Source organism: Rhodococcus sp. IEGM 1305 (assembly GCF_030058635.1).
GTDB classification, from domain to species: Bacteria; Actinomycetota; Actinomycetes; order Mycobacteriales; family Mycobacteriaceae; genus Rhodococcus_F; species Rhodococcus_F opacus_D.
Genome location: NZ_JASHKX010000044.1, coordinates 1 through 25,254 on the forward strand (window position 1 = coordinate 1; position 25,254 = coordinate 25,254).

General features: G+C 67.7%; 27 protein-coding genes, 1 tRNA gene and 1 riboswitch. Of the genes, 12 read left to right on the forward strand and 16 right to left on the reverse strand.

Annotated features, from left to right (window positions below):
* The first annotated feature begins 120 nt into the window (after window positions 1-120).
* Window positions 121-197: transfer RNA gene (locus tag QM693_RS32825), tRNA-Phe, on the forward strand.
* 63 nt (window positions 198-260) lie between these two features.
* Here the strand turns inward: QM693_RS32825 and QM693_RS32830 are convergent.
* Window positions 261-596, reverse strand: coding sequence for a nuclear transport factor 2 family protein (locus QM693_RS32830; RefSeq protein ID WP_280778690.1), 336 nt, complete (start codon window positions 594-596; stop codon window positions 261-263).
* 72 nt (window positions 597-668) lie between these two features.
* Here QM693_RS32830 and QM693_RS32835 point away from each other — a divergent pair, with 72 nt between their 5' ends.
* Window positions 669-1,385 carry a TetR/AcrR family transcriptional regulator gene (locus QM693_RS32835; RefSeq protein ID WP_283354420.1) on the forward strand — a complete coding sequence of 239 codons (717 nt, stop codon included), beginning with the start codon at window positions 669-671 and terminating at the stop codon, window positions 1,383-1,385.
* Here QM693_RS32835 and QM693_RS32840 read toward each other — a convergent pair.
* On the reverse strand, window positions 1,382-2,233 hold the full coding sequence (locus QM693_RS32840) for an alpha/beta fold hydrolase (RefSeq protein ID WP_283354442.1): 852 nt from the start codon (window positions 2,231-2,233) through the stop codon (window positions 1,382-1,384). The genes QM693_RS32835 and QM693_RS32840 overlap by 4 nt on opposite strands.
* A 158-nt stretch (window positions 2,234-2,391) precedes the next feature.
* Between QM693_RS32840 and QM693_RS32845 the strand changes: the two genes are divergently transcribed.
* Window positions 2,392-3,045: a TetR family transcriptional regulator gene (locus tag QM693_RS32845; protein WP_128970053.1), complete on the forward strand. Its 654-nt coding sequence runs from the start codon at window positions 2,392-2,394 to the stop codon at window positions 3,043-3,045.
* Window positions 3,046-3,054: 9 nt separating this feature from the next.
* Here the strand turns inward: QM693_RS32845 and QM693_RS32850 are convergent, their stop codons facing one another.
* The 3 genes from QM693_RS32850 to QM693_RS32860 all read right to left on the reverse strand — a co-directional run bounded on the left by QM693_RS32850 (window position 3,055) and on the right by QM693_RS32860 (window position 5,812).
* Window positions 3,055-3,879, reverse strand: coding sequence for an SDR family oxidoreductase (locus QM693_RS32850; RefSeq protein ID WP_280778687.1), 825 nt, complete (start codon window positions 3,877-3,879; stop codon window positions 3,055-3,057).
* A gap of 62 nt (window positions 3,880-3,941) precedes the next feature.
* Window positions 3,942-5,003 carry a lysylphosphatidylglycerol synthase transmembrane domain-containing protein gene (locus tag QM693_RS32855; RefSeq protein ID WP_283354421.1) on the reverse strand — a complete coding sequence of 354 codons (1,062 nt, stop codon included), beginning with the start codon at window positions 5,001-5,003 and terminating at the stop codon, window positions 3,942-3,944.
* A gap of 26 nt (window positions 5,004-5,029) precedes the next feature.
* Window positions 5,030-5,812, reverse strand: a complete 783-nt coding sequence (locus QM693_RS32860) for an SDR family NAD(P)-dependent oxidoreductase (protein ID WP_280778684.1) — start codon at window positions 5,810-5,812, stop codon at window positions 5,030-5,032.
* A 141-nt stretch (window positions 5,813-5,953) separates the two neighbouring features.
* Here QM693_RS32860 and QM693_RS32865 point away from each other — a divergent pair, with 141 nt between their 5' ends.
* Window positions 5,954-6,691 carry a VIT1/CCC1 transporter family protein gene (locus QM693_RS32865; RefSeq protein ID WP_280778683.1) on the forward strand — a complete coding sequence of 246 codons (738 nt, stop codon included), beginning with the start codon at window positions 5,954-5,956 and terminating at the stop codon, window positions 6,689-6,691.
* A 13-nt stretch (window positions 6,692-6,704) separates the two neighbouring features.
* Here QM693_RS32865 and QM693_RS32870 read toward each other — a convergent pair whose 3' ends face one another.
* From QM693_RS32870 to QM693_RS32880, 3 genes are read right to left on the reverse strand one after another with little or no spacing between them, the layout of a single operon-like run.
* Complete coding sequence (locus QM693_RS32870; protein WP_283354422.1) at window positions 6,705-7,589, reverse strand: universal stress protein; 885 nt, start codon at window positions 7,587-7,589, stop codon at window positions 6,705-6,707.
* Window positions 7,590-7,635: 46 nt separating this feature from the next.
* A complete protein-coding gene (locus tag QM693_RS32875) occupies window positions 7,636-9,171 on the reverse strand; it encodes a CYTH and CHAD domain-containing protein (RefSeq protein WP_283354423.1) in 1,536 nt (511 codons plus the stop codon).
* A 45-nt stretch (window positions 9,172-9,216) separates the two neighbouring features.
* On the reverse strand, window positions 9,217-10,116 hold the full coding sequence (locus tag QM693_RS32880; RefSeq protein ID WP_283330684.1) for a pseudouridine synthase: 900 nt from the start codon (window positions 10,114-10,116) through the stop codon (window positions 9,217-9,219).
* Between the two features lie 193 nt (window positions 10,117-10,309).
* Here QM693_RS32880 and QM693_RS32885 point away from each other — a divergent pair, with 193 nt between their 5' ends.
* A complete protein-coding gene (locus QM693_RS32885; protein WP_283354443.1) occupies window positions 10,310-12,298 on the forward strand; it encodes a CocE/NonD family hydrolase in 1,989 nt (662 codons plus the stop codon).
* A 40-nt stretch (window positions 12,299-12,338) separates the two neighbouring features.
* Window positions 12,339-13,217, forward strand: a complete 879-nt coding sequence (locus QM693_RS32890) for an oxidoreductase (RefSeq protein WP_280778679.1) — start codon at window positions 12,339-12,341, stop codon at window positions 13,215-13,217.
* Between the two features lie 21 nt (window positions 13,218-13,238).
* On the opposite strand, the gene QM693_RS32895 is transcribed toward QM693_RS32890, so the two are convergent.
* Both QM693_RS32895 and QM693_RS32900 read right to left on the reverse strand, forming a co-directional pair.
* A complete protein-coding gene (locus tag QM693_RS32895) occupies window positions 13,239-13,661 on the reverse strand; it encodes an organic hydroperoxide resistance protein (protein ID WP_005255157.1) in 423 nt (140 codons plus the stop codon).
* Between the two features lie 2 nt (window positions 13,662-13,663).
* On the reverse strand, window positions 13,664-14,116 hold the full coding sequence (locus QM693_RS32900) for a MarR family winged helix-turn-helix transcriptional regulator (RefSeq protein WP_007301081.1): 453 nt from the start codon (window positions 14,114-14,116) through the stop codon (window positions 13,664-13,666).
* Window positions 14,117-14,188: 72 nt separating this feature from the next.
* Window positions 14,189-14,293, forward strand: a riboswitch (TPP riboswitch).
* Between the two features lie 48 nt (window positions 14,294-14,341).
* On the opposite strand from QM693_RS32900, the gene QM693_RS32905 reads away from it, so the two are divergent.
* The 3 genes from QM693_RS32905 (at window position 14,342) to QM693_RS32915 (ending at window position 17,933) form a co-directional block, all read left to right on the forward strand.
* Window positions 14,342-15,106: a 3-oxoacyl-ACP reductase gene (locus QM693_RS32905; RefSeq protein WP_283330685.1), complete on the forward strand. Its 765-nt coding sequence runs from the start codon at window positions 14,342-14,344 to the stop codon at window positions 15,104-15,106.
* 1 nt (window position 15,107) lies between these two features.
* On the forward strand, window positions 15,108-16,403 hold the full coding sequence (locus tag QM693_RS32910) for an LLM class flavin-dependent oxidoreductase (protein WP_283354424.1): 1,296 nt from the start codon (window positions 15,108-15,110) through the stop codon (window positions 16,401-16,403).
* A gap of 120 nt (window positions 16,404-16,523) precedes the next feature.
* Window positions 16,524-17,933 carry a CitMHS family transporter gene (locus QM693_RS32915; RefSeq protein WP_283354425.1) on the forward strand — a complete coding sequence of 470 codons (1,410 nt, stop codon included), beginning with the start codon at window positions 16,524-16,526 and terminating at the stop codon, window positions 17,931-17,933.
* 1 nt (window position 17,934) lies between these two features.
* Here QM693_RS32915 and QM693_RS32920 read toward each other — a convergent pair whose 3' ends face one another.
* A complete protein-coding gene (locus QM693_RS32920; RefSeq protein WP_283330687.1) occupies window positions 17,935-18,114 on the reverse strand; it encodes a hypothetical protein in 180 nt (59 codons plus the stop codon).
* A gap of 140 nt (window positions 18,115-18,254) precedes the next feature.
* On the opposite strand from QM693_RS32920, the gene QM693_RS32925 reads away from it, so the two are divergent.
* Window positions 18,255-18,596 (forward strand): histone-like nucleoid-structuring protein Lsr2, encoded by a 342-nt coding sequence (locus tag QM693_RS32925; protein WP_005255167.1) that lies wholly within the window; start codon window positions 18,255-18,257, stop codon window positions 18,594-18,596.
* Window positions 18,597-18,631: 35 nt separating this feature from the next.
* Here the strand turns inward: QM693_RS32925 and QM693_RS32930 are convergent, their stop codons facing one another.
* Window positions 18,632-19,036 carry a C40 family peptidase gene (locus QM693_RS32930; RefSeq protein ID WP_283354426.1) on the reverse strand — a complete coding sequence of 135 codons (405 nt, stop codon included), beginning with the start codon at window positions 19,034-19,036 and terminating at the stop codon, window positions 18,632-18,634.
* Between the two features lie 279 nt (window positions 19,037-19,315).
* On the opposite strand from QM693_RS32930, the gene QM693_RS32935 reads away from it, so the two are divergent.
* The gene (locus QM693_RS32935; RefSeq protein WP_105413018.1) at window positions 19,316-19,537 is read left to right on the forward strand and encodes a hypothetical protein; all 222 of its coding nucleotides are present in this window, start codon (window positions 19,316-19,318) and stop codon (window positions 19,535-19,537) included.
* 15 nt (window positions 19,538-19,552) lie between these two features.
* Here QM693_RS32935 and QM693_RS32940 read toward each other — a convergent pair whose 3' ends face one another.
* From QM693_RS32940 to QM693_RS32955, 4 genes are all read right to left on the reverse strand, one after another.
* Window positions 19,553-20,479, reverse strand: a complete 927-nt coding sequence (locus QM693_RS32940) for a VOC family protein (protein ID WP_283354427.1) — start codon at window positions 20,477-20,479, stop codon at window positions 19,553-19,555.
* A gap of 11 nt (window positions 20,480-20,490) precedes the next feature.
* The gene (locus tag QM693_RS32945) at window positions 20,491-21,372 is read right to left on the reverse strand and encodes a fumarylacetoacetate hydrolase family protein (RefSeq protein ID WP_283354428.1); all 882 of its coding nucleotides are present in this window, start codon (window positions 21,370-21,372) and stop codon (window positions 20,491-20,493) included.
* Window positions 21,373-21,410: 38 nt separating this feature from the next.
* Window positions 21,411-22,676 carry an MFS transporter gene (locus QM693_RS32950; RefSeq protein ID WP_283330960.1) on the reverse strand — a complete coding sequence of 422 codons (1,266 nt, stop codon included), beginning with the start codon at window positions 22,674-22,676 and terminating at the stop codon, window positions 21,411-21,413.
* Window positions 22,677-22,818: 142 nt separating this feature from the next.
* The gene (locus QM693_RS32955) at window positions 22,819-24,183 is read right to left on the reverse strand and encodes an amidohydrolase family protein (protein ID WP_283330691.1); all 1,365 of its coding nucleotides are present in this window, start codon (window positions 24,181-24,183) and stop codon (window positions 22,819-22,821) included.
* A 92-nt stretch (window positions 24,184-24,275) separates the two neighbouring features.
* Between QM693_RS32955 and QM693_RS32960 the strand changes: the two genes are divergently transcribed.
* Window positions 24,276-25,199, forward strand: a complete 924-nt coding sequence (locus QM693_RS32960) for a LysR family transcriptional regulator (RefSeq protein ID WP_280778669.1) — start codon at window positions 24,276-24,278, stop codon at window positions 25,197-25,199.
* Window positions 25,200-25,254: the final 55 nt, after the last annotated feature.

A 25,254-nucleotide genomic window follows, 5' to 3' on the forward strand; every position in this document is an offset into this window, starting at 1 on the left:
TAGCGCGCCGCCCTGTCACGGCGGAGGTCGCGGGTTCGAGTCCCGTCAGGGTCGCAAGTGTGTTGCCGATACCGAGTATCGGCAACACAATGCGATAGGCATTCGGTTCGGGTGCCGTCCGGCCAGGTAGCTCAGTTGGTACGAGCGTCCGCCTGAAAAGCGGAAGGTCGCCGGTTCGATCCCGGCCCTGGCCACCACGATTCACCGAAGCTCCGTTGTCGAGAACGTCGACAGCGGAGTTTTTTCGTTGTCCCTTATGGCTAGGGCGCGATCCGCAGTGTGTCGACGAGGCCGTCGCTGAGAACGAACTCGTACTTCAGTTCCACCGGGCTTCCGGGGAAATTACCGTCCACTGTGGTGGTGACCACGTAGCTGTCGTCGGCGACCGTCTCCGTTCCGGTCACCTCGACCGTGTAGGTGAACTTCGATTCGAGGTCCCTGCGCCATTGCCGGATGCCGTCGCGCCCTCGGACGGTCCGGCCTTCGTCGGTCACGGCCCCGTTTTCGGTGAAGCAGGCTGTGAGCGCATCGAGATCTCCTGCGTCGGCTGCCCGAAAGTAGCGCGAGACGATCTCGGGTGTCGTGGTGGTACTCATGGGGTTCTCCCTGTCCCTGCCGGGTGAGGCAGTACGGCGTGTATAGCAACGCTATAGAAGTAGCATAGCGGTGTGACAACAAGGAGTGTGGCCGGTAACGCCCGGGACCGTCTGCTGAAGGCGGCGGCCCAACTGCTCGACGAGGCCAAAGGCAAGCCCGTGTCCACCCGGGCCGTCTGCGACCTCGCCGGCGTCCAGGCCCCGACGCTGTACCACCACTTCGGCAGCAAACAGGGCCTGTTCGACGCGGTCGTGGAGTACGGGTTCGGCCAGTACATCCGGGGCACGAATCGGCGAGAGGACGACCCGGTCGACGATCTGCGGCACGGCTGGGACGATCACGTCCGCTACGGGCTCGACAATCCCTCGTTCTACGTTCTGTTGTACGGCCGGATCGCCCCGGGGGAGTCGTGTGCGGTGACCTCCGTCGCCGCGGCGAAGCTCCTCGAGTTGCTGACCGAGATCGCGCAGCAGGGCCGCCTGCGGGTGACGCCGGCAGTCGCCGCCGGACAATTCGTGGCGGCGAACGTCGGCATGACCCTGCACCTCATCGCTCAGCCGGAGGGCCGGGCCGACCTCTCCCTGTCACGGGAACTGCGGGACAACGTGATCGCCGGGCTGATCCGGCCGGCACCCGACGCTGTGAGGTCGGAGGCCTCCCGAGAGGTGGTCGAGAAGGCGGACGCGCTCGCACGCGCCCTCGACGCCGATGCGGGGCGGTCCGGGTTGAGCGCCGGCGAACTGCTCCTGATGCGGGAATGGCTCGACAAGCTGGCGGCAGCGACCTAGCCCTCCGAGCGCTGCCGAAGTGTGCCGAGGATCTCGCGGTAGTGCAGGTGAGCCATGAAATGGCCACCGGTGCGGATGTTCAGCGTGGCACCGGGAATTCGGCGGGCGAGCGCGGGCGGCCAGTGCGTGGGCACGAGTTCGTCGTCGCTTCCACCCCAGACGTCGACCGGCACGGTCAGATCCTCGGGCGCGAACCCCCACGGCCGCATCCACGCGCGGTAGTCCTCCACCATCCCGGGGGCCGTCCGGAGTGCCTCACCGGACATGAGCGAGAAATTCCGGACCGGCTCGGAGCGGAGAACGGCCGCGTCCGCAGCACCGAGGTCGCGGGCACCGAGCCGCCGGAACAGCCGCGGAGCACGCAGCGCAACGGCGCCCATGACGCGAAAGCAGCTCCGCGCCACCAGCGGGGCGTGCTGGGACAGCCGGGTGAACGCGCGGTCCCCGGCGGGAAGCTGGGCGAACACCCCGGATTCGGTGAGGGGCAGGGCACCGGCGATCACCGCGACACTGGTCACGCGCGACGCGACCCTAGAGCCCACCGCGAGCGCGTACTGTCCGCCCATCGACCACCCCATGACACCGAAACGGCCGACACCGAGGTGATTCGCGAGGTCTTCGACGTCCCGGGCCCAGTCGAGGACCGTCCGGCCCGGCTGCGGATCCGACAGTCCGATCCCGGGACGGTCGGGGGACAGGAGACGGATGCCCGCGTCGCGAGCACTCCGGTCGGCGGGCGCGACGTCGAGGCGGCCGGCGAGTCCGCCGTGCGCGTTCACGACGGTGAATCCACCGGGGTCGCCGTACTCCGCGAAACCCATCAGGCGTCCGTCACGCAGCCGGATCACACGATCCTCGGGTCCGACATGAACTCTGGGCACGGGAAACCTCCGGCGGTCGAGGCGAGTCTATCCGGGGGAGGCCTCACGCAATCCGGACATCGTGACGACCGGAACCGGTGCCGTCGCCGGACGACACCGAGGTGACTGTCGCTAGGCTGACGTCCATGAGCAGTGCTGAAGAGCCGCTGACAGCGGGCCGCGACGGACTACTGTCGTTGCTTCGCAACGGGCAGCTGCCCTCGCGGGGGGCCAAGGCCCCGCAGCGGGAGCGTTACCAGCGGATCGTCGCCGCGGCGATGGAACTCGCCTCCGAGGGCGGGTACGACGCCGTGCAGATGCGGGCCATCGCCGATCGGGCCGGAGTCGCGCTGGGCACCGTGTACCGCTACTTCCCGTCGAAGAACCACATGCTGGTGATGGGCCTGTTGATGGTGTTCGAGGGGATGCGGTCCCGGTTCGAGGACGTCGCGATCCCGGGGGACACGCCGTCCGAGCGGATCCTGTTCGTCCTCCGGAAGAACACGGAAGTCCTCGAGAAGGACCGGCCCCGATACGAGGCGCTGGTGCGGGCGTTCATGTTCGCGGACGCGTCGGCTTCGGCCGAACTGGATGCGTTCGGCGCCCTGATGACCGAGATGTTCGCCAAGACCATCGGCGTCGAGCAGATCTCCGACGACCAGCTGAACGCCATCCGCGTGATCGGCGACGTCTGGATGTCGAGCCTGGTGTCCTGGGTCGCCGGCCGCATCTCGGTGGACGAGGTGATGGCTCACCTCGGGCTCGCGGTCCGTCTCGTGTTCCGGCGCCTCGGCGGCTAGTTCGCGAGCTCAGCGGAACGACTGCCGGATCACCGGTTCTCGCCGCTCGAGGATGGTGGCGGTGTGCTGGCGCACCATGGCGTCGAGGTGCTCACCCTGCGGTGCGAGCCAGAAGTCGCCCCGATCGATGCCTGCGAAGACCAACTCGGCGAACGTGTCGGTGTCGAGTCCGTCGGTGCCCAGCAGTTCGCGCATCTGGGCGACCATCCGGTCGACGGCCGGATGGGAGATTGCCCCGAACGGGTTGTCGAACACGGACGTGACGACGGGCCCCGGCGCGAGCACGCTCGCGGACACGGGGGCGCCCACCATGCTCAACTCCATCTGCAGGCACTCGGTGATCGCGACGACCGCGAATTTCGATGCGCTGTACGGCGACATCATCGGACCGGGCGCGAATCCACCGACCGACGCCGTGTTGACGACGCGGCCGCCGCCCTGGTCGATCATGCGCGGAACGAACGCCCGGATCCCATTGACGACACCCGTGACGTTGACACCGAGGGCGGCGTCCCAGTCGGATTCGCCGAGTTGCCACAGGAACCCGGCGCGCATGATTCCGGCGTTGTTGAACAGCAGGTCCACCCGGCCGAACGAGTCGAACGCGAGATCGGCCAGGGCGTGGACGGACCCGGAGTCCGCGACGTCCGTTGCGCAGGTGAGGGCGGCTCCGCCCAGGTCCGCGGCCAGACGGTCCAGTGCGGCCGTGTCGATGTCGGCGAGCACCACGGTCATACCGCGGGCGTGCGCGTGCCGGGCGATTCCCGCCCCGATTCCCGAGGCCGCGCCGGTGACGACGACAACCTGCTTCTCACGTGTTTCCGGTTCCGTCACGGCTCGACCGTAGGGCCGTAGCCGGCCGAGTCGGCCCGGGTTTCTCTCTCAGCGGGAGGTATTCACGTGCCGCGACGCCACAGCGGTTCGAGGTCCGGGCCCTCCTCGCCCTGCTGTTGCGCGCCCCGGAAACGTGCCGCGAAGACGATCCAGCCGATGGCGGCCATGAGCAGGAAGCTGACCAGCCGGTAGACGACGATCGCGGATACTGCTTCGGCGCCGGTCATTCCGCTGGCGGTCAGTGCGGGGACGAGCACCGCGTCCATGACACCGAGTCCTGCGGGCAGGAGCGGGATGGCCGACCCCGCGGCGTTGCCCGCCGCGTACGCGACGGCGAGTCCGGCGAACCCGGGATGTGCGCCGACCGCGTAGCACGCGAAGGCGAGGCACGAGGCGTCGGCGATCCAGTTGAACAGCGACCACCCGAACGCGCGGGCCGTGTCGCGGCGATCCATCCGGACGGCGCTCATCTGGTTCACGATGTGCTTCCATCGGCGAACACCGTTCAGCGGAGGCTTCTTTCGAAGCGCATTGAATCCGCGTAGCGCGGTGATGCCGACACCTTCGAGGGCGTCGGGCCGCGAGGCGGCGTACTGAGCCACCACCAGGAAGGCGAACAGGCCGCCGCACGTGAAGATCAGCGAGAACGGGTTGGTCTTCGCCCCGACGAGCAGTGCGCCCGCCAGTCCGACGAGCGCCAGGCCGATGGCCTGGAGGGCGCCGGCCATCACCAGTTGCCACGTCGCGACCACCGGTGAGGCACCCCAGAGGCGTGTCTGCCGGTACGTGAACGTCGTCGCCAGAACGGGGCCGCCGGGCAGTGTCACGCTCATCGAATTGGAGGCGAACGTCACCGCGAGGGACTGCCGCTGTCTGACGTGCACATCCGCGACCCCCAGCAGGCAGCGCTGGACGCGGGCGAAACTGGACATCGACGCCAGCGACGCCACGACGGCGGCGGCCACCCATCCCCAGTGGAGGTCGCCGAGGTTCTGGACGCTCTCCGAGAGGTCCGGCCAGATGAGGACGATCTCCACCGTGAGCACGACGACGAGGAGGCCGCCGATCACCCATTCGACACGACGCCTGCGGGGCGTCGGGCGGGCGTCTTCGGCGTCAGTCATACGCGTCCATTACACATGGCCGGTGATCACACCGTGTATCCGCCGTCGACGTCGAGCTTCTGTCCGGTGACGAACCCGGCCCGGTCGCTCGCGAGGAAACAGACCGCCTCGGCGACATCGACGGCGGTGCCGAATCGGCGTAACGGTATCCGGCTCGTGGCGGCGTCGAGTGCGCGCTGATCGAGTTCTTCGGAGCTGATCAGCCGCTCGGCCATGCCGTCGGTGAGCATTCCCGGGCCGACCGAGTTGAAGCGGACGCCGTAGCGGCCCTCCTCGGCGGCGAATCCTTTGACCAGCTGTTCGATCGCGCCCTTCGTGCCCGGCGACAGTCCGTCGCGCACCGGGAATCGGCTGGTGGCCGCGGTCGTGACCGCGACGACGGATCCGGACGCCTCCCGCAGCGCGGGCAGGGCGGCCTTGACGACGGTGAAGAAGGCGACGGCCTCCTGTTCGAGGTGTTCGGCGTAGTCCCGGGGAGCGACCTCGGACAGGTGGATCATCGGAATGTGCGGTCCCGCGGCGTGAACGAGGATGCCGATGCCGCCGAAGTGCTCGACGGTTTGCTTGACGACACTCGCGACGCGGGGCTGGTCGGTGAGGTCGGCGGAGAACGCCTGCGCTCCGACGCCGCGGCCTTCCAGTTCGCCGACGAGGTCCGCGGCGACGTCGGCATTGGATCGGTAGGTGATGGCCACGTCGTGGCCGAGGGCTGCGAGTTGCCGTGCGATGGCGGAGCCGATGCCGCCGGTGCCGCCCGTGACGAGTGCGGCGCAACGACGTCGGGGGGTGCTGGTGGCGGGTGTCGCCATGAGGAACTCCAAGCGTGTGAGGGACGAGCGTCCCTAACCTAGCAACTGCTTGGTTTCGGTGTGCGGGGAAACGGTTCACCCCCGGCCGAGCGCAGCCTAGCCTGGCTATCCGACCAGGCCTTTTCGCCTTAGCCTGAACGCATGTCAGCAGAGAACGCCGAGCGGGCCGAGCCCTCGGGGCATCCCGACGAGCCGCACGCACCCAGTCTGGCGAGCCGCCTCAACTGGTTGCGGGCCGGTGTCCTCGGCGCCGACGACGGCATCGTGTCGACCGCCGGGCTGGTGGTCGGCGTGGCCGCGGCCACCACCGAGCGAGCGGCAATATTCACCGCCGGATTCGCGGGTCTCGCGGCCGGCGCGGTGTCGATGGCGCTGGGCGAATACGTCTCGGTGAGCACCCAGCGCGACACCGAACGCGCGCTGCTGTCGAAAGAACGGCGCGAACTCACCGAGACCCCCGACGCCGAATTCGAGGAACTCGTCGCGATGTACGAGGCCAAGGGGCTGAGTGACGACACCGCCCGGACGGTCGCGCGCGAACTCACCGATCACGATGCGTTCGCCGCCCACGTGGACGTCGAACTGGGCATCGACCCGGACGATCTGACCAACCCCTGGCAGGCCGCCGGGTCCTCGGCGCTGTCCTTCACGCTCGGCGCCCTCATCCCGTTGCTGGCGATTCTCCTACCGCCTGTGCACCTGCGCATTCCGGTGGCGTTCGTCGCGGTGCTGGTCGCGCTGGCGCTCACGGGCACCGTGAGCGCGGCTCTCGGCGGCGCACAGCGCACCCGGGCAGTGCTCCGCGTCGTGCTGGGCGGGGCACTCGCGATGATCGTCACGTACGGAATCGGCCAGCTGGTGGGGACGAGCATCGCCTAGCTTCGGGCGACAGTCACTCGCTCCGGCAGATCATGACCGGACATTTCGCGTGGTGGAGCAGATTCTGGCTCGTCGAGCCCATCAATGCGCCGAGCCACGGTCCCCGGCCGTGGCTGCCGACGACGATCAGCTGAGCGTCCCCCGCATGCCGCAGGAGGACGTCGGCTGCGGCGCCCTGCTCGGCCACCCTGGTCACAGACACGTCCGGGTATCGTTCCGATTCGCCCGCGAGGGCCTCGGAGAGCAGCGCCTCCTCTTCCTGCTTCACGGCGTCCCAGTCGACGAGCATGCCGGTGCCGCCCGCGCCGAGCGTGGGGGAGCCCTGCCACGTGTGGACGGCGGTCAGCGGCGCCTCGAAGAACGACGCGTACTCGAATGCATGGGCCACGGCGTCGCGGCTGAGGTCGCTTCCGTCGACCCCGACGACCACCGGACGCTGGTCGGGTGTGGTGACTTCACCCCGGAGAACGGTCACCGGGCAGGGTGCGCGGTTGACGACGTGCAGCGCCGTCGAGCCGAGCAGCACCGATCGGATCGCTCCCGTTCCCGTGGATCCGAGCACGATCAACCGCGCCCAGTCGGCGGCCTCGAGCAGTGCGGTGCCCGCGGGACCGGGACTGATGGTCGTCTCGATCTCGAGACCGGGGAACTTCGGTCCCAGCAGCCGCTTCGCCGTCCCGATGATGGCCTCACCGTCCTCGCGCAGCTGACTGAGGAACTGCGACTCCAGCATGATCGCGGCGGGGCTGTACAGCGGACCGTCCTGTGGCAGTGCGTGCACGAGCGACAGCGTGGCACCCCACTTCGACGCGACTGCGGCGCCCCACAGGGCGGCGGCGGTGGAGGCGTCGGATCCGTCCAGGCCGACGACGACGGAATGACTGGCGGGTGTGCTCACGTCTGGCTCCCTTCGCTCACGCTGTTGGGTACTCCCCGACTGTGCCCTACTTCCAGACTTTTCGGGCCGCCTTCCTCGCGGTCTTCCACTCGGGTTTCACCAGCGGCGTCAGGGTGTCGCCGCGATCGAGCTCACGTTGCAAGAGCATTCCGAGGCCCAGGCTCGACTCGGCGGAGTGCTGATCCTCCGCGACCATCGCGAGGATGTGGTCCCGTGCGACGACCGCGTCCTGGTACTCGCCGAGCACGTCCTGAAAGCCCTTGAACTTCGTCTGAGCGCGGTCGGAGGCTTTCGGTGCCAGCGACCTCGTCGCCTCGATCGCATAGCGCATTCGCTTGGCGCGCTTGCGCGCTCGGTGCGTCAGTTCATCGCGCTCGGCCCGGGTGGTCGCGGCCGCCGTCTTCCGCACGCGCTTACGGACGGACTTCGACAAGGTGCGCAGGGATTTCGTCACGGCCTTCTTCGACGGGCCGCCGTCCCCGGACGCCTCGACGGCGACGAGGAATGTGTCGAGCCCGGCGAGCAGGTCGAGGTAGCGCTGGGAGTTGAGGGCGGCCAGGGCCGCGGGCCGGGCCGTCGCGGCGAGTCCCGAGAAGTATTCGTCGAGGCGCGCCCGCACGACCTCGCGATCGGGTATTTCCTCGGCGCCGCCCAGCCGATCCACGAGCCGGCTCCACTGCACCTCGGTGTCCCGCGCCGAGCCGAGGGCCTGACCGACCCAGCGGAGTTCGACGATCAACTCGTCGACCGTTTCCTGGTCACGCAGGCTGGACCCGTACACCTGGAGGACACTCCGGATGCGCCGGGCCGAGACCCGGAGGTCGTGGACGGACTCCTCGAGGTTGCGCCGCACGCCGAGGTCGGCCGTCACGAGAGAATCCTTCTGCGCCGCCAGATACTCCAGTAGCAGTGTCCGGGGAGTGGACCCCTTCTTCCTGCGCGCGGGGCGCGGGGTGCCGGTCACCGCGTCGCCGAGCGCCCGCCGCAACTTCGACGGCGCGTCCGACCGGGCTATCCCGGCGTCCGTCAGCCGGGAGTCGATGGCGTCGAACAGGTTTCGGTCTCCGGCCCCGAGCTCCACTTCGATCTCGCGCCACACCCGCTCGTCGGATCCGGTCCCCGTCTCGGGGACGGCGGCGATCACGACGTCCGAGACGACCTCGGCGAGCGTCGTCCCCGCCGCGTCCACGAGCCGCTGCCGTTCGCGGTCGGTGCTGATGAGCGCAACCGGGTTCAGGGCGGCGCCGCGGGTGACGGCCGTGAGCAGTTCCGCGAATTCCCGGGGCACTTCCGTCTCGGGGAGCTCGGCGTCGGGCGCCAGCTGCAGCTCGGTCCGCTCGTCCGCACCTGCCGGGATCTTCAGGTGCCAGCCGGCGTCGTCGCCGCCCTCCCGGCGGCGGAGGGTGATTCCGGCGCGGAGCAGCAGGAGTTCGCCCGTGTCGTAGTACAGGGCGGACAGCTGGATCGAGTCGAGCAGAGGTTCGCCGTCCACACCGGGCAGTCCCGAGAGGCTGGGTATCTGCTGCTCCGAACCGGCCTCGTACTTGCGTTCCACTTCGGAGACGGACGTCGCGGTACTCATGTCACCATCCTTCCGGCTGAGCGGGCCGGGGGAAAGAATCCGAGGTCAGCTCGGCCAGTCGAGGCTCCGGACGCTCGCGAAGCGTCGCGTGACGCCGGAGTAGGGGTCGACGAACTCGACGGACCGGGCCAGCAGCCGCAGCGGCGTCGAATAGTCGTCGGCGGCAACGTCGTAGAAGTCGGGATAGAAGTTGTCGCCGTGGATCGGGATACCCAGCGAACTCATGTGCAGCCGTAACTGGTGCGTCTTGCCGGTGTGCGGCAGCAGCCGGTACCGGGCCGCGTCGCCGTGGACCTCGAGGAGTTCGATGCGGCTCTCGCTGTTGGCGGGACCGTCCACCTCGTACGCCTTCAGGACGCCCCGCTCCTTGACGATTCGACTGCGGACGGTGGCGGGTAGCGGGAGATCGGGGTCGTAACGCGCGACCGCCTCGTATTCCTTGACCACCCGGCGCTGGTCGAACAGCGACTGGTAGTCGCGCCGGACCTCCCGCCGCACCGTGAAGATCAGCACCCCGGCGGTCAACCGGTCGAGCCGGTGCGCGGGTGTCAGTTCCGGGAGGTCGAGGTCTCGGCGCAACCGGACCAGCGCCGACTCGGCGATGTACGCGCCGCGCGGGGTGCTGGCCAGGAAGTGAGGCTTGTCCACGACGAGGAGATCCTCGTCGCGGTGCAGGATCTCGATCTCGAACGGGACCCGCTTCTCGACCGGCGGATCCCGGTACAGGTACACGAATCTGCGGGGGGCGAACGGGGTGTCCTCGGTGATCGGCTGCCCGCGCTCGTCGACGACTTCCGCTGTGGCGACCTTCTCGCGGAGGCGGGTCTCGTCGTGCGGAAAACGTGCGACCAGGTACTCGAGCACGGTGGGCCACGCGCCGTCGTCCGGCATCCTCAGCCGCGTCGGGTTGAGGCCGTCGCGGACGGGAAGCGGGGCGTCGGGCACCTCGTCACGGTAGTCGACAGGCTGCGGAAATCCGCCGTTGACCGCCGGGGGACTCGAGGTTACTATCCGGTAAGTTTGTGACGCGGGCCACCCGGACTGGCCGCTGAGGCGCGTCATCGGGATTTCACGGGGGTTCGAAGTGATCGTGCGTCGATGGGCGTTTCGACCGGGTGCGGTGGCAGTCGCTCTGGCGATGGGGGTGGGGCTCGCGGTGGTGCCCACGGTGACGGCGTCGGCGGATCCGACGGGTGGGGCGGCCGGGGCCGCGTGGAACGCGGCGGTCGACGCGCCGCCCGAGTACCCGGTGATCGCGATCGACTGGGATGTCCCCATCACCATGAGCGACGGAACGGTGCTGAAGGCCAACGTCTATCGCCCCGCGGACGCCTCCGGCACGCCGATCGACACCAGGATGCCGTCGGTTCTCAATGTCACGCCGTACACGAAGCTGGTCGGCAACGTCGTCGATTCCGTGTTCGCGGTGCCGGGACTCGAGGACACCGTCGTCGACCTGGTGAACTCGTTCGATCTCGCCGGAACCCCGTTCGACGGTGTCGGCGAAGCGGCGAAGGTGCTCACCGGTGGCGGCATGCGCGTCTTCGGCATCAACCGCGACCTCGTCCGGAACGGGTACACCCAGGTGGTGGTCGATGCGCGGGGCACCGGCTTCTCCCAGGGGGAATGGCAGGCGCTCGGTCCGCTCGAGCAACAGGACTCCGTCGAGATCATCGACTGGATGAGCAAGCAGGGATGGTCCGACGGCACGGTCGGCATGGCGGGGGTGTCCTATTCGGGAATCAACTCGCTGCAGGCCGCGGGGCATCAGCCGCCGGCGTTGAAGGCCATCTTCCCGACCGAACCGGGCAACGATCTGCTCCGCGACATCGTCGGAACGGGCGGTGGTCTCGGCGTGGGATTCATGCCGCTGTGGCTGTCGCTGGTCAACGGTCTCAAGTTCGTTCCCGACGTCCAGGCCATCGCGCAGGGACGCTTCGACCAGCAGTGGCTGCAGGATCGGTTGCGGGATCCGCTGACACTGTTTCCCGCACTGATCGAGGCCATGACCGCGCCGGACATCACCGGTCTCGACCCCGGCACGCTGCGGGTGGCGCAGGACGGCCAGTTCTACGAGGAGCGGAAGGCGCAGGCCGCGAACATCGAGGTGCCGACGATGCTCTACGGCGCGTGGCACGACATCTTCACGAACAGCGAGCCGCGGGTCTACAACGACATCCCACTGCCTGCCGGTGAGAAGCAGCTGATCATGAGCGACGCCTACCACATCTCGTTCGGTGGCGGCTTCGGTGAACAGGGTGCGCCGCCACGACTCGACGTCCTCGAACGCGCCTGGTTCGACAAGTGGCTGAAGGGCATCGACAACGGCATCGACGAGTACGGCCCGGTCACGCTGTACCAGCAGGGCAACGGCTGGACCACCACCGATCAGTTTCCGCGGGCCGGTGTCGACTACCAGCGGATGTACCTGTCGGGTGCCCCCAGTGGCACCGCCGGGCACGCCGCCCACGACGGCAGCCTGGTGTCGGCGAAACCCGGCGACGCAGCACGACTCACCGTCGCACCCGGCCTTCGTGGGCTCTGTTCCCGCGACGGAGCACAGGGCACCGCAGGCGCGGCCGTCGTCTTCGGATCGGTGTGCAGCAAGGACTCCCGGTTCGCCGAGGCCGAGGGACTGACGTTCACCAGCGCCCCCGTCGCGCAGCCGACCGAGCTGTCGGGTCCGGTCAATCTGCACCTCGAAACGGTGCTCGACGCCCCGGACGGATTCTGGGCGGTGACACTGAACGACGTCGCACCGGACGGCACGTCGACCCCGCTCACCAATGGTGCGCTCACCGCTTCCATGCGGGCCGTGGACGATTCGAAGAGCACCAAGTCGGCGAACGGAGACTACACCGAACCGCACCACTATCTGACGGTGGACGCGCGTCAGCCGCTGGTGCCGGGTGAAGTGACGCCAGTGGACATCAACTTCGTGCCCACCGACGCCGTCCTCGCGCCGGGGCACCGGCTGCGCGTCGACGTGTACGCGGGCAGCGTCCCCCGGTACCTGCCGCTCGGACCGATTCTGGCCGACAGCCAACTGAAGCCGCAGCACGTCGCGTTGTCCCCGGATCGGCCGAGTTTCCTCAATCTGCCGCTGGTCGGAGCGCAGGCGTGGTGAAACGTTCACGCCAACTCCCGAGATCCGTAGGGTTGACGCCATGACCAAGTGGACAGCTTCGGACATCGTCGATCAGAGCGGCCGCACGTTCGTCGTCACGGGCGCCAACAGTGGTCTCGGGGAGGTGGCCGCGCGAGCGCTGGGCAAGGCGGGGGCGCACGTCGTGCTGGCCTGCCGTAACACCCACAAGGGGGAGGTCGTCGCACGGTCGATCGGTGACAACGCCGAGGTGCGCCGCCTCGATCTGTCCGACCTCGCCTCGGTGCGCGAGTTCGCCGCCGGTGTCGAGTCCGTCGACGTGCTCGTGAACAACGCCGGCGTGATGGCGGTTCCGCAGCGTACGACCGCCGACGGATTCGAAATGCAGATCGGCACAAACCATCTCGGGCACTTCGCGTTGACCGGCCTGCTGCTCGACAAGATCACCGATCGGGTCGCCACGATGTCGAGTGCGGCACATCAGGCGGGAACGATTCACCTCGACGACCTCAACTGGGAACGCCGCAAGTACAACCGCTGGAGCGCCTACGGGCAGTCGAAACTCGCGAATCTGCTGTTCACGTACGAGTTGCAGCGCAGGCTGTCCGCGGCGGGGTCACCCGTGAAAGCGGTGGCCGCGCACCCCGGTTACGCATCGACCAATCTGCAGGCCCACACCGAGTCGGTGCAGGACAAGCTGATGGCCGTCGGCAACCGGATCTTCGCGCAGTCGGCGGAGATGGGGGCGCTGCCGATGCTGTACGCGGCAACCGCATCCGACGTGATCGGTGGCAGCTACATCGGGCCGGACGGCCTGTTCGAGCAGCGTGGCCATCCGAAGGTGGTGGGCTCCAACAAGAAGTCGCGGGACGAGCACACCGCGCGGGCGCTGTGGGCGCTGTCGGAGGACCTGACGGGCGTCGAGTTCACGTTCGGGTGACGCGACGCCCGTCAGGGTTGCTCAGTCTTCGGTGACCTCGAGGGTGACGTCGATGTTGCCGCGGGTGGCGTTGGAGTAGGGGCACACCTGGTGTGCCTTCTCGGTCAACTCGAGCGCCTCGGCGCGGGGCAGGTGGGGCAGGGAAACCTCGAGAGTGACGGCGAGACCGAATCCGCCGCTGTCCGTCGGGCCGATGCCGACGCGGGCGCCGACGGCCGAGTCGGCGACGTTCGCCTTCGCCTGACGGCCGACCAACTGGAGCGCGGAGTGGAAGCACGCCGCGTATCCGGCGGCGAACAGCTGCTCGGGGTTGGTGCCGTCGCCGGACCCGCCCATCTCGGTGGGGATCGCGAGGTTCAGGTCGAGCTTGCCGTCGGACGTGCGGGCGTGGCCGTTGCGGCCTTCTCCGGTCGCGAGGGCTTCGGCGGTGTAGACGATCTTCATGGTTACTTCTCTCCTGTAGGGGTGGTGAAGCTGTGAAGTGACTCGGTGAGCCGCGACAGGGTGTCCCGGAGGGCGACGAGTTCGTCGATCTCCATTCCCGTCGAGTCGGCGAGTTCGGCGGGGATGCCCTCCGCGGCGGCGCGGAGGGCCGCACCCTTCTCGGTGAGGTGGATCCCGACCCGGCGCTCGTCGGCCGAGGAGCGCCGGCGTTCGACCAGGCCCAGGGTTTCGAGCCGCTTGAGCAGTGGAGACAGCGTGCCGGTGTCGAGGTCGAGGGCGTCGCAGATCTCACGTACTCCGCGGCCGTCCCGTTCCCAGAGCACCAACAGCACGAGGTACTGCGGGTAGGTCACTCCCAGCGAGTCGAGCATCGACCGGTATCTCGCCGTCATGGCCCGGGAAGCCGAGTACAGGGCGAAGCACACCTGGCGGTCGAGGGTGAGGTTGTCGGTCACCACTGAATAGTTGCACACAACTAGGTTGTGCACAACCAAGAACTGGAATCGGTGATTGCGCTTACACTGTTGGCCAGTGACACGGGGTGCTGCCCGGCGACGAGCCGGACGGCTGAGAACAGACCCGTCGAACCTGAACTGGGTAATGCCGGCGAAGGGATGTCGCGGAGACGCCCGTATGCGCTCATCCGATGTCTCGTCGCCGACCGAACGGAAGGTGACAGCATGCAGCTCGACAAGCAGATCGTCCTGGTGACCGGCGGTGGGCGGGGCCTCGGCGCCGCCATCGTGCGGTCGTTCGCGGCGCAGAACGCGCGGGTGATCGTGAACTACCGGAACAGCCGGGACGCGGCCGAAGAACTCGCGGCGTCCCTGGGCGCGGACCGTGCGGTCGCGCTCCGGGCCGACGTCACCGATGCCGGACAGGTGGCGGCCCTGTTCTCCGCGGCGGAGGAGCACTTCGGCTCCCCGGTGACCACGGTGATCAACAACGCGCTCGCCGACTTCTCCTTCAACGGCGACGCACGCGACAAGGCGGACGTCATCACGTGGGAGTCCTTCGACTCGCAGCTGCGTGGCAGCGTGAAGGCGACGCTGCACACGACGCAGGCTGCGCTGCCGGGCATGCGTTCGCTCGGGTTCGGCCGGATCGTGAACATCGGCACCAACCTGTTCCAGAACCCCGTCGTCCCGTACCACGATTACACGGCCGCCAAGGCCGCCGCGCTGTCGCTGACCCGCACCCTCGCCGCCGACCTCGGTCCCGACGGCATCACCGTCAACATGGTCTCGGGCGGGCTGCTCCGCACCACCGACGCGAGCGCCGCCACTCCCGACGAGGTATTCGACCTCATCGCGGCGAGCACCCCGCTGCAGCGCGTCACCACCCCGGACGAATTCGCCGACGCGGTGCTGTTCTTCGCGTCCCCGTGGTCGCGGTCGGTGACCGGCCAGAACCTCGTCGTCGACGGCGGACTGGTCAAGGACTGACATGACCGACGTCCGGCAACTGCACTTCAACGCATTCCTCTACAGCTGCGGGCACCACGGCGCCGCGTGGCGGCACCCCTCGTCCCAGGTGGAGCGACTCTGCGACATCGCCTACTACGAGGAGTTGGCGCAGACCGCGGAGCGGGGCTGCCTCGACGCGGTGTTCTTCGCGGACGGGCATTCGGTGCGCGACCCCGCGTCCGGAGGCATGTGGTTCCTGGAACCGCTCACCGCGCTGTCCGCGATGGCGCGGGCGACGGAGCGGGTCGGACTGGTGACGACGGTGTCCACCACGTTCTACACACCGTTCCACGCCGCCCGGATGCTGGCGTCGCTCGACCACATCAGCGGCGGCCGCGCCGGCTGGAACGTGGTGACGTCGATGTTCGACGCCGAAGCGCGCAACCACGGGCTCGAGGAGATGCCGCCGCACGACGAACGCTATTCGCGTGCCGCGGAATTCGTCGACGTGGCACTCGCTCTGTGGGATTCGTGGGCGCCCGACGCGCTCGTGCTCGACCGGGACGGCATCTTCGCGGACCCGGCCAAGGTGAAGCCGGTCGAGCATCGGGGAAAGCATTTCCTCGTGGACGGTCCGCTGAACGTGCCGCACTCGCCGCAGGGTCGTCCCGTGCTGTTCCAGGCGGGCGCGTCCGATCAGGGCCGCGACCTGGCCGCCCGGTGCGCCGAGGGCATCTACGCCGTCGCCTACGACCTCACGGCCGCGCAGAGCTACTACGACGACGTGAAGCGGCGCATCCGCGCGGCGGGCCGCGACGCCGACGCGGTGACCGTGATGCCGGGTCTCGTGACCTATGTCGGTTCGACCATCGAGGAGGCCCGGCGGAAGAAGGCGGAACTCGACGCGCTCCTGCCCGTCGAACAGTCGCTGGCGCAGTTGTCGATGTTCGTCCAGCAGGACTGCAGTGCCTGGGAACTGGACGCTCCCGTTCCCGCGCTGCCGCCGCTGTCGGAGTTCACCGGGCCGCAGGGCCGGTACGACACGATCCGGCGGATCATCGAGAAGGACCGTCCCACCGTGCGGTCGCTGCTGGGCACGTTGGCGGCCGGCGGTGGCCACTGCACCATGATCGGAACCCCGGAATCGATCGCCGACGAGATCGAGATGTGGTTCCGCCGCGGCGGGGCCGACGGCTTCAACCTGATGCCGCCGCTCTACCCGAACGGCCTCGCAGACTTCGTCGACGAGGTGATCCCCGTCCTGCAGAAGCGTGGGCTGTTCCGCGCGGAGTATGAGACAGAGACTCTGCGCGACCATCTCCGGGGGCGCCCGTAGTTGCCACCACAAAGAACACAACCTTCTCTAAGTACGCAACAGTGACTGTGAGCGTCCCTCCCCCCGACACTGGCTGTTATCGCGATCACACCACGACGCGAGTTCGGACGAGGAGTGGCAATGCTGGTAGCACTCGGCTTTCTGATGGTGGCCGTGTTCATGTTCTTGATCATGTCCAAACGGGCCACTCCCGTGGTCGGGTTGATCGCCGTCCCGGTCGCATTCGGGATCGCGGCCGGGGCGGGCCTCGGCATCGGCGACATGATCACCGACGGAATCAAGGCGCTGGCACCGACGGCCGCGTTGCTGTTCTTCGCGATCATCTTCTTCGGGATCATGATCGACGTCGGCCTGTTCGACCCGCTGGTGAAACTCATCCTCCGGCTTGTCCGCAACGACCCCATGCGGCTCGTCGTCGGCACCGCGGTGCTCGCGATGGTGGTGTCGCTGGACGGTGACGGATCCACGACGTTCATCATCGTGACGTCCGCACTGTTGCCGCTGTACATGAAGCTGAAGGTCAGCCCCGTGGTCCTCACGGTGGTCGCCGGCCTGGCGAACGGCGCGATGAACATCGTCCCCTGGGGCGGACCGACGGTCCGGGCCGCCGCTGCGCTGGGTATCTCGCCGTCGGACGTGTTCGTCCCGATGATCCCGTCACTGGTGGTCGGACTGCTCGTCGTGCTGCTGTTCGCCGTGCAGCTGGGCTACAGCGAACGCCGTCGCATCGGCACGCTCGAACTCACTGACGAGCGCCTCCTCGTCTCCGCGGGCTCCGGCCTCCGGCGGTCCGCGACCGGCTCCGGCTCCGGTGGCAACGGTGACGCACCCCGAACCGGTGGCGGCTCCGGCGACGCCGGATCGGACGACGGCCAGGGCTTCGTCGACGGTCTCGACCCCGAGCGGCCCACGCTGCGCCCGAAGCTGCTGTGGTTCAACGCGCTCGTGACCGTGGCGCTCCTCGTCGTGCTCGTGATGGACGTACTGCCGATTCCGGTCCTGTTCATGGTGGCCGCATCGATCGCGCTGACGGTGAACTTCCCGCGGGTCAAGGAACAGCAGGAAGCGATCACCCGCCACTCGTCGAGCATCGTCTCCGTGGTCGCGATGGTGTTCGCCGCCGCTGTCCTCACCGGCGTATTCCAGGGCACCGGAATGGTCGAGGCCATGGCGCAGTGGCTGCTCGAAATCATCCCGGCCTCGCTCGGACCGCACCTGGCCGTCATCACGGGCATCCTGAGCCTGCCGTTCACGTTCTTCATGAGCAACGACGCCTTCTACTTCGGCATCATGCCCGTGCTCGCCGAGACGGCGGCCACGTACGGCATCGAGCCGGTCGAGATGGCCCGCGCATCCATCACCGGCCAGACGTTCCACATGCAGAGCCCCCTCGTCCCGGCCATCCTCCTGCTCGTGACCCTGGCGGGTGTCCCGCTGGCGGATCATCACAAGAAGGTGCTGTGGCGCGCGGCGCTGGTGTCGCTGTCGATGCTGGTGATCGGTGTGGTCCTCGGACAGATCCCCTGGTGACCTAGTCCTCGGTGTCGGTGTCGGTGGCGGGCCCCTCAGGGGTCGCGCCGCCTTCGCCGCTCCAGTCGGCGCCCGAGCTCTTGTCGTCCTCGGCCGGATCGGACACCACGTCCTTGTCCGCGCCCGGGGCGCCGCTGTCGGTGGTCGTGGTCTTCGGTCCGGATGCATCCTTCGGTGTCATGTCCGACGGATACCCCGACAGCGGGGTGCTCCAATCAGGCGGACCCGGGTCAGCAGTTCGAAAACTCCGTCGGGGATTGGCAGGTGAACAATACTTCGACGTAGTGTTCCCCGGGTTATCGACGATGAAGGAGTGGAACTGTGGCGCGCAAAGTTGTTGTCGAACGCATCGACGACATCGACGGAACTCCGATCAAGAACGGTAAGGGGGAGACCATTCCGTTCTCTGTCGACGGCGTCGACTACGAGATCGATCTGAAGGTCAAGAACGCCAGGGAATTCCACAAGACTCTCGACTACTACATCGAGCATGCAACGCGGGTCGGTGGAAGGAAGCGTCGGTCGACTCCTGCAGTGGCACCGTCGCAGGGGCGTAGCCAGGCGAAGGAAATTCGAGAATGGGCGACGTCGCAGGGCTACGAGTTGTCCACGCGTGGACGTATTCCTGCCGAGATCGAGGAAGCGTATAACGCCGCTCACTGAGTCCACGATGCCGCGGGTGGTCGCCTGGTCCGTCGTCAGTACCGGCGCGCTGCGTGAAATGACATGGAGCTCATCGCTACTCGCGTGACCGGGCGTCCCGGAGCGGGTGCGTGGACGACCATGCGGTTTCCCGCGTAGATCGCCGCGTGCCCGCCCCCGTAGAAGAGGACGACGTCGCCGGGCTGCAGGTCGCACTCGTCCACGGCGGTCCCGTGTCGGAGTTGCTCGTAGGTGGTGCGCGGAACCGATATGCCGGCCTGTTTGTATGCCCATTGAACGAGGCCGGAGCTGTCGAAGGCCCGGTGGTCACCGGCGCCGCGGGTGCACGGGATTCCGATTCTGGACGCGGCGGCGTGCAGTGCATGGCGTCCCGGCCGTACCGGAGGCGGGCGGAACGTGTGAACCAGGTGATATCCGTGGTTCCCGGTGTGTGGGTTCATGCCGTCGTTGCTCCAGTGCACTCGGTGGTGTCGCGTCGTGGGGGACGCCCGTCTACAGAGTGGTCCCGGTGCGGTCCGGACACATCGGCCGAACTACCCGGGTACGTGCCTGTCTTCTCTGCCTCTGCCGCCCGGACTCGACGGCTGCCGGGTAAACCATTCGATCTGGTCGGTTTGGTACTCGCGAGTAGTGCACACCGCTCGTAACGTCGAGGAGTAATTGTCAGGTCAAAGGGAGTGGTCCGCTACGTCCCGTGGACTGGGATGAAGGAGCGGACGATGACGATCCGAGAATCGGCGAACTGTGCTTTCGGTGTCGCACGCTTGGCGTTCGATGCGGGAGCTGCCCTCCTGTCCGTTGCCGTGGCGGTACCCGTTGCCTTCGCCGCGGGCGAGGCGCGATCGATGGCACACGCGGCACGGGGCGACATCACGCCGGCCACCGGGCCGTCGGACAGCGAGCATGTGCACGACCTGGGAACCGTCGTCGAACTGATCTAGCCGGCGACCCGCTCGTCACCCGGTGCCGGAGTGAGCTCCGGTCATCAGGGCGGCGAGGTCGTCCGGTTCGAGGAACGACGGGGGCGGCGGCGGCCCCCAGGCGTACAGACCTTGCAGGCCGTGCAGCACTTCCGGGCTCCAGAGTTCGTCCTCGGGGACGGTGTCCATGTCGGAGTAGTACTCGGAGAAGTTCCCCGCCGGGTCCTTGAGGTACCAGAAGAAGTTCGCACCGGCGTAGTGCCGTCCGAGACCCCAGATGTGGCGTTCGGGGTTGTTCTCCAGCATCGTGTGGGCGCCGCGGCCGACCTCGTCGATGTCGTCGACCTGCCAGCTGGTGTGATGCATGAAGCTCACCGGTGCGGCCATGACGAGGACGTTGTGGTGCTCGACGGAGCAGCGCAGGAACGCGGCCTTGTCGCCCATGTAGTCGCTGACCTTGAATCCGAGACCGTCGGTGAAGAACCTCATCGTGGTCTCGAGGTCGGTGGACCCGAGCACCGCGTGCCCGAGTTTGCGGGGGCGCACCGGCTCGGTGCGGGTGAGGAACGGGGCCCGTCCCCAGCGGTCGATGCGCCCGGGCCCGTTGTAGGGGGTGGCCGCGACGGCGGGTTCGATGACGATCCGGGACCGGACCTGCGCCCGCACTCGCGTGCCGGTGACCGGTTCCACGGCACTGACGGACGTGCCGTTCTGACGGGTCGCCACACCGAGCCCGGCCAGCCGCGCACTGATGGAGGCGATGTCGTCGGGGTCGTCGGCGGCGACCGTCAACTCGACCAGTCGACGCGCGGGCGCGTGGACGATCTCGAGTTGTTCGCCGCCGTTGCGGGTGGCGAACACCCCGCCCTCGCGGTGTTCGAGGCCGAATTCGACGTAGTAGGCGATGGTCTCGTCGACGTTGGGAACGCCGAGGGTGACCTTGCCCAGTCCGTGCAGTGCCATGATCGCGTCCTCTACTTCGCGCCGGGATCGGCGACGAAACGCTGATGAAGTGTGCCGATGCCGTCGATCCAGCTGTCGAGCGTCTCACCGGCCTGCAGGAACCGCTGCGGATCGCGGCCGACGCCGACGCCGGCCGGAGTGCCGGTGAAGATCACATCCCCGGGGTAGAGGGTGACGGTGTGGGAGAGGGCGGCGACCAGCTTCGAGACCGGGAAGATCAGGTCGCGGGTGCGGCCCTTCTGCACTTCCTCGCCGTCGACGGTGCAGCCGAGTTCGAGGTCGTCGGGGTCGGCGAACTCGTCCGGGGTCACCAGCCACGGACCTTGCGGGGAGAACCCGGCGAAGGACTTGCCGAGACCGAATTGCGGTGCGGGACCGCGTAGCTGGGAGATGCGTTCGGAGATGTCCTGTCCGGCGGTGAGACCGGCGATGTGGGACCAGGCGTCGGCCTCGTCGATGTTGCTTGTTTCGCGGCCGATGACAACGACGAGTTCGATCTCCCAGTCGACGTTGCCACCGGCGGGAATCACGACGTCGGTGTCGGGGCCGGTGAAGCTGGACGCGTACTTGGTGAACACCGGCGGCAGTTGCGTGGGGGAGTCGAAGCCGGATTCGGCGGCGTGGGCGTGGTAGTTCAGCCCGACGGCGAACACCTGTCGGGGGGCCGGCGACGGTGCCCGGAGAAGGGACCGGTCGATCGGGACTCTGTTCCCCGTCAGCGCGTGGGTGTCCTGTTCCGCCACCCATCCGGTGACGTCGTCCCAAGCCTGGTAGACGGCGGGAAGTTCGGGGCCGAACCGGCCGCGGGAGGCGTGGGCGATGTCGACGGCCCGTTCGGAACCCTCGTCTCCGAAGACGAGAGCGGCACGGTTGTCGATGTTGGCGATACGCATGAAAGTGGTTCTCCTGGAGCGTTGTCTGTGGTGTGTGGTCAGAGGTCTGCGTTGACGGTGGCGGGCGTGGGCCTCGTATCGGAAGGGCCGGGGGTTACCTGCCTCGGTCCCCGCGGGGACGGCAGGGCCACGAAGGCGACGGCGCACAGCACCGTCAGCGCGGCGACGAGGTAGAGGACTGCGGTGTAGCTTCCTGTTCGGTCCACCACGGCACCGACCCACAGGGGCGCGATGCCGCCGCCGAGGACGAACGCCATGTAGGGGCCTGCATAAGCTTTTCCGAAGGCGGCGAGCCCGAAGTAGCGGGACGTGAAGTAGCCCACCATATCCAGCTCGGCGCCGAGCATGCACCCCAGCGTGAAGGCCAGGACGGGGGCGAACCCGACTCCGCCGACCGCGAACAGCACGACGCCGGTGGCACACAGCACGCAGAGCGAGGCCGCGACCGCGGTCGGCCGGAGGACGTCGATGAGCAGTCCGATCACCAGTCGGCTCAGGATGACCGCGAGTCCCATGATCGATGCGATCGATGCCGCACCGCCGACACTCATCCCGTACTGCCGAAGCATCGGGACCAGGTAGGGGATGAGGCCGGTGAAGGCGACCGACATCAGGCCGAATGTGAGGACCAACCGCCAGTAGAGGGGGTTCCGGCGGATGGTGGCGAAGTCGTCACCGTCGTCGGCCGCCAGTCCGGGCGTGCCCAGCGTGCTTACGCTTCGGGGTGCGACCTTCAGGAGGAAGAGGGTGGGGAGGGTTCCGGCGAGCGCGATGCAGGCCAACGTGAGGTAGCCGAGCCGCCATCCTTCGAGTTCGATGACGCGGCCGATGGCGACCGGAATGATGGCGCCGGAGAGTCCCATCCCCATCATCGTGATGCCGAGCGCGAGGCCCCTGGCGCGGTCGAACCAGCTGCTCACCGCCCGGGTGAAGGCAATCGGTCCGGAACTTGCACCGAAGAATCCGATCAACGCCATCGCTGTCATGTAGGCCGGCACCGAGTGCACGACCGTTCCCAGTGCGGCGAATCCGGTTGCCAGGCACAGTGCTCCGGCAATCGTCGGGGCCTTCACTCCGAACTTGTCGACGGCGTAGCCGACGACGGGGGCGGCGAGCGCCATCCCGAAGGTCAGCAAGGTGATGGACAGCCCGTACATCGCAGCGCTGAGGCCGATCTCCCTACCGAGATCGCTGGTGAACAGACCCGCCGAGTAGATGGCGAGCCCGGATACCCCAGTGCCGACACCCACGGCGGCCGCTGACAGAGTCGGCCACCCGCGCCGGAATTCGTCCCCGCGTGACATGGTCAATGCCTTGCTCCTTTGTTGCGGTGGTGATGACCATCACTGTTCCTGTTCTCGGGTTATCCGGGAAGCGGCAGTTCGTGATGGAGGGAATTCGTGCGGCGAATACACCCTGTTCGGGCGGGGTACGCGCCCACGAGTGCTAGCGGCCGGCGCGTCTTCCCAGAATCCGTCGTTGCGATGCCGCCGCCGCTTTCACGAGAGCGGACGGATCACACCCGAGCACGACTCCGCCGCGCTTGACGAATCGGCCGCCGATGAGCACCGAATCGACATTGCCCTCGTGAGCGGCGAGAACCACCGATGCCACCGGATCGAGTACGGGCACCAGGTTCAGGTCCGTTGCACGCACCAGGACGATATCGGCCTGCTTGCCGGGAGTGAGCGAGCCGATCCGGTCGTCGAGTCCGATCGCTCTCGCCCCCTCGATGGTGGCGAATGCCAGCACATCTTGCAGGAACAGCTGCGCACGGTCGGCCGCGACGGAGCTGTGCCCGCCGCCCATCCACGAACGGTGATAGCCGAAGAGCATTCGCATCTGCGTGAACATGTCTCCGCTGCATTTGGTCTCGGTATCCCCGCTGAGGCTCGGTCGTACACCCGCGGCGAGCATCCGGTCGAGCGGGATGTCGCCGATGCCTTGCGAGTTGAGTTCGCAGTGCACGCCGATCGACACGGTGGCACCGGCATCGGCGATCATCGCGAGTTCGGCGTCGGAGGAGCGGCAACAGTGCACGAACGTCAGGTCGTCGGCGAGGAGGCCCGCCTCGTCGTACTGGGCCACGGCGTGGACCGGTTCGTTGTGCGGGTACGCACCGGCATGCACCGACGTGCGGATGCCCAGGTCGCGCGCGAGGGCGAGGTCGGCCTGCCACACGCCGGGCGCCGCCATCTCGGGGCCCCTGGCCGCCATGGCCAACGTCACGAGTCCGCCCGGGTCGGAGAAGTGCTGCTTCTGCAGCCGTTCGATGTCGGCCGGGTGGGTGAGCATGCTGTTCTCGGTCCACCGGCCGTTGCCCTGCAGTGGCCATCCGTGGCCGAAGACGGCACGGATACCCGCCTCGCGCAGACCGGTGACCGCAGCGTCGGAATGCTCGGGTGAATTCTGGATGTGGGACCAATCGAAGAGGGTGGTCGTCCCGGCGCTCGACGCCGACACCGCGCCGAGGAGGTTTCCGATCCTGACGTCCTCGGGCTCGTACGCCGCTCCGATTCCCCTGAGCATTTCGTCGAAGTACTGGAGGGGATCGAGTTCGGCGTATCCGTGCCGCATGACGCTCTGCCAGGTATGGCGGTGAGTGTCGACGAATCCGGGAAGCGCGATCATTCCGTCGACGTCGACGACCTCGACGTCCGGCTCGACGTCGATCCGTGTGTCGATTCCTGCGATCAGATCGTCGCTGATCAAGATGTCGGCTCGGTCGAAGTTTCCGATGGCCGGATCGACGCTGACGACCGTTGCGCCCCGGAGCAGGGTGCGGCGTGGTGTGGCATGACTCGGGTCCATGAGTGTCCTGTTCGGAGAGAGGCAGAGTGTCTGCCTCAGTCTCATTTTCCCGCGGTTATTTGGGAACGCCGGGTTGCCTATAGTTTGTATCCATGAGCTCGATACAGCGGATCTCCGGCCATCGCGCCAAGCTGGACCTCAACCTCATCGTGTCTCTGGACGCGCTTCTGCGCGAGCGAAGCGTGAGCCGCGCGGCGATCGAAGTCGGTCTGAGTCAGCCGGCAATGAGTGCGGCGCTCGCGCGGCTTCGGAGGTACTTCGGCGACCCGCTACTGGCCCGGGTCGGCAACTCGTATCAGCTCACGCCGCTCGCCCGCAGCCTGGTCGAGCGCACGACGGTGGCGATCTCGGCGGTCGATCGAGTGCTCGACGCCGAGCCGGGTATCGAGATCGAACGGTCCAGCCGCGAGTTCACCCTGATCATGTCCGACTACATGCTCGCCGCCGTCGGGGACACGATCACCCGCGATCTGCTGGCGCAGGCTCCGCACCTGCGCATCAACTTCGTCCAGTTGCGACCGGAGATCGTCGACCGTGCATCGGACAGCCTCCGTACCGCTGATGCCCTGGTCGTACCCCGCGGCTTCGTCAGCGACCTGCCCTCGGTCGACCTCTTCTCCGACCGGTGGGTCTGCGTGGTGGCCGAGGACAACGAGCACATCGGGGACGCCGTACGGCTGGACCAGCTCACCGAATACCCGTGGGCTGTGTTTCAGACGCACCCACACGCCGCGACGACACCGTTGCATCAGGTCCGGGCGCAGGGGGTCGAACCGTATGTGCAGGTTGTCGGCGAAAATTATCTGGCTCTGCCGTATTTCGTCGCCCACACCGATCGGATCGCGCTTCTGCCGGAGCGATTGGCGGCCCGGATGAGCGGCGGAATGGGAATTCGGTCGGTCGACTTCCCCTTGAATCTCGCCCCACTGAACCATGCTCTGTGGTGGCACCCGATGTACAACGCGGATCCTGAACACCGCTGGCTCCGAGCGCAACTCGTCAAGTCTCTGGAGTGACTGCCGAAGCCGGCGCGGGAGGGTCGTCTCGGGTACACGCGAGACGACCCTCCCG

What these genes read in the sequence shown, in the direction of transcription:
- QM693_RS32935 (WP_105413018.1), top strand. Translation starts at nt 19,316, where the DNA reads ATGACGATCCGAGAATCGGCGAACTGTGCTTTCGGTGTCGCACGCTTG.
- QM693_RS32955 (WP_283330691.1), bottom strand. Translation starts at nt 24,183, where the DNA reads ATGGACCCGAGTCATGCCACACCACGCCGCACCCTGCTCCGGGGCGCA.
- QM693_RS32830 (WP_280778690.1), bottom strand. Translation starts at nt 596, where the DNA reads ATGAGTACCACCACGACACCCGAGATCGTCTCGCGCTACTTTCGGGCA.
- QM693_RS32890 (WP_280778679.1), top strand. Translation starts at nt 12,339, where the DNA reads ATGACCAAGTGGACAGCTTCGGACATCGTCGATCAGAGCGGCCGCACG.
- QM693_RS32905 (WP_283330685.1), top strand. Translation starts at nt 14,342, where the DNA reads ATGCAGCTCGACAAGCAGATCGTCCTGGTGACCGGCGGTGGGCGGGGC.
- QM693_RS32920 (WP_283330687.1), bottom strand. Translation starts at nt 18,114, where the DNA reads ATGACACCGAAGGATGCATCCGGACCGAAGACCACGACCACCGACAGC.
- QM693_RS32845 (WP_128970053.1), top strand. Translation starts at nt 2,392, where the DNA reads ATGAGCAGTGCTGAAGAGCCGCTGACAGCGGGCCGCGACGGACTACTG.
- QM693_RS32875 (WP_283354423.1), bottom strand. Translation starts at nt 9,171, where the DNA reads ATGAGTACCGCGACGTCCGTCTCCGAAGTGGAACGCAAGTACGAGGCC.
- QM693_RS32945 (WP_283354428.1), bottom strand. Translation starts at nt 21,372, where the DNA reads ATGCGTATCGCCAACATCGACAACCGTGCCGCTCTCGTCTTCGGAGAC.
- QM693_RS32855 (WP_283354421.1), bottom strand. Translation starts at nt 5,003, where the DNA reads ATGACTGACGCCGAAGACGCCCGCCCGACGCCCCGCAGGCGTCGTGTC.
- QM693_RS32860 (WP_280778684.1), bottom strand. Translation starts at nt 5,812, where the DNA reads ATGGCGACACCCGCCACCAGCACCCCCCGACGTCGTTGCGCCGCACTC.
- QM693_RS32930 (WP_283354426.1), bottom strand. Translation starts at nt 19,036, where the DNA reads ATGAACCCACACACCGGGAACCACGGATATCACCTGGTTCACACGTTC.
- QM693_RS32960 (WP_280778669.1), top strand. Translation starts at nt 24,276, where the DNA reads ATGAGCTCGATACAGCGGATCTCCGGCCATCGCGCCAAGCTGGACCTC.
- QM693_RS32885 (WP_283354443.1), top strand. Translation starts at nt 10,310, where the DNA reads ATGGGGGTGGGGCTCGCGGTGGTGCCCACGGTGACGGCGTCGGCGGAT.
- QM693_RS32940 (WP_283354427.1), bottom strand. Translation starts at nt 20,479, where the DNA reads ATGGCACTGCACGGACTGGGCAAGGTCACCCTCGGCGTTCCCAACGTC.
- QM693_RS32895 (WP_005255157.1), bottom strand. Translation starts at nt 13,661, where the DNA reads ATGAAGATCGTCTACACCGCCGAAGCCCTCGCGACCGGAGAAGGCCGC.
- QM693_RS32910 (WP_283354424.1), top strand. Translation starts at nt 15,108, where the DNA reads ATGACCGACGTCCGGCAACTGCACTTCAACGCATTCCTCTACAGCTGC.
- QM693_RS32915 (WP_283354425.1), top strand. Translation starts at nt 16,524, where the DNA reads ATGCTGGTAGCACTCGGCTTTCTGATGGTGGCCGTGTTCATGTTCTTG.
- QM693_RS32865 (WP_280778683.1), top strand. Translation starts at nt 5,954, where the DNA reads ATGTCAGCAGAGAACGCCGAGCGGGCCGAGCCCTCGGGGCATCCCGAC.
- QM693_RS32950 (WP_283330960.1), bottom strand. Translation starts at nt 22,676, where the DNA reads ATGTCACGCGGGGACGAATTCCGGCGCGGGTGGCCGACTCTGTCAGCG.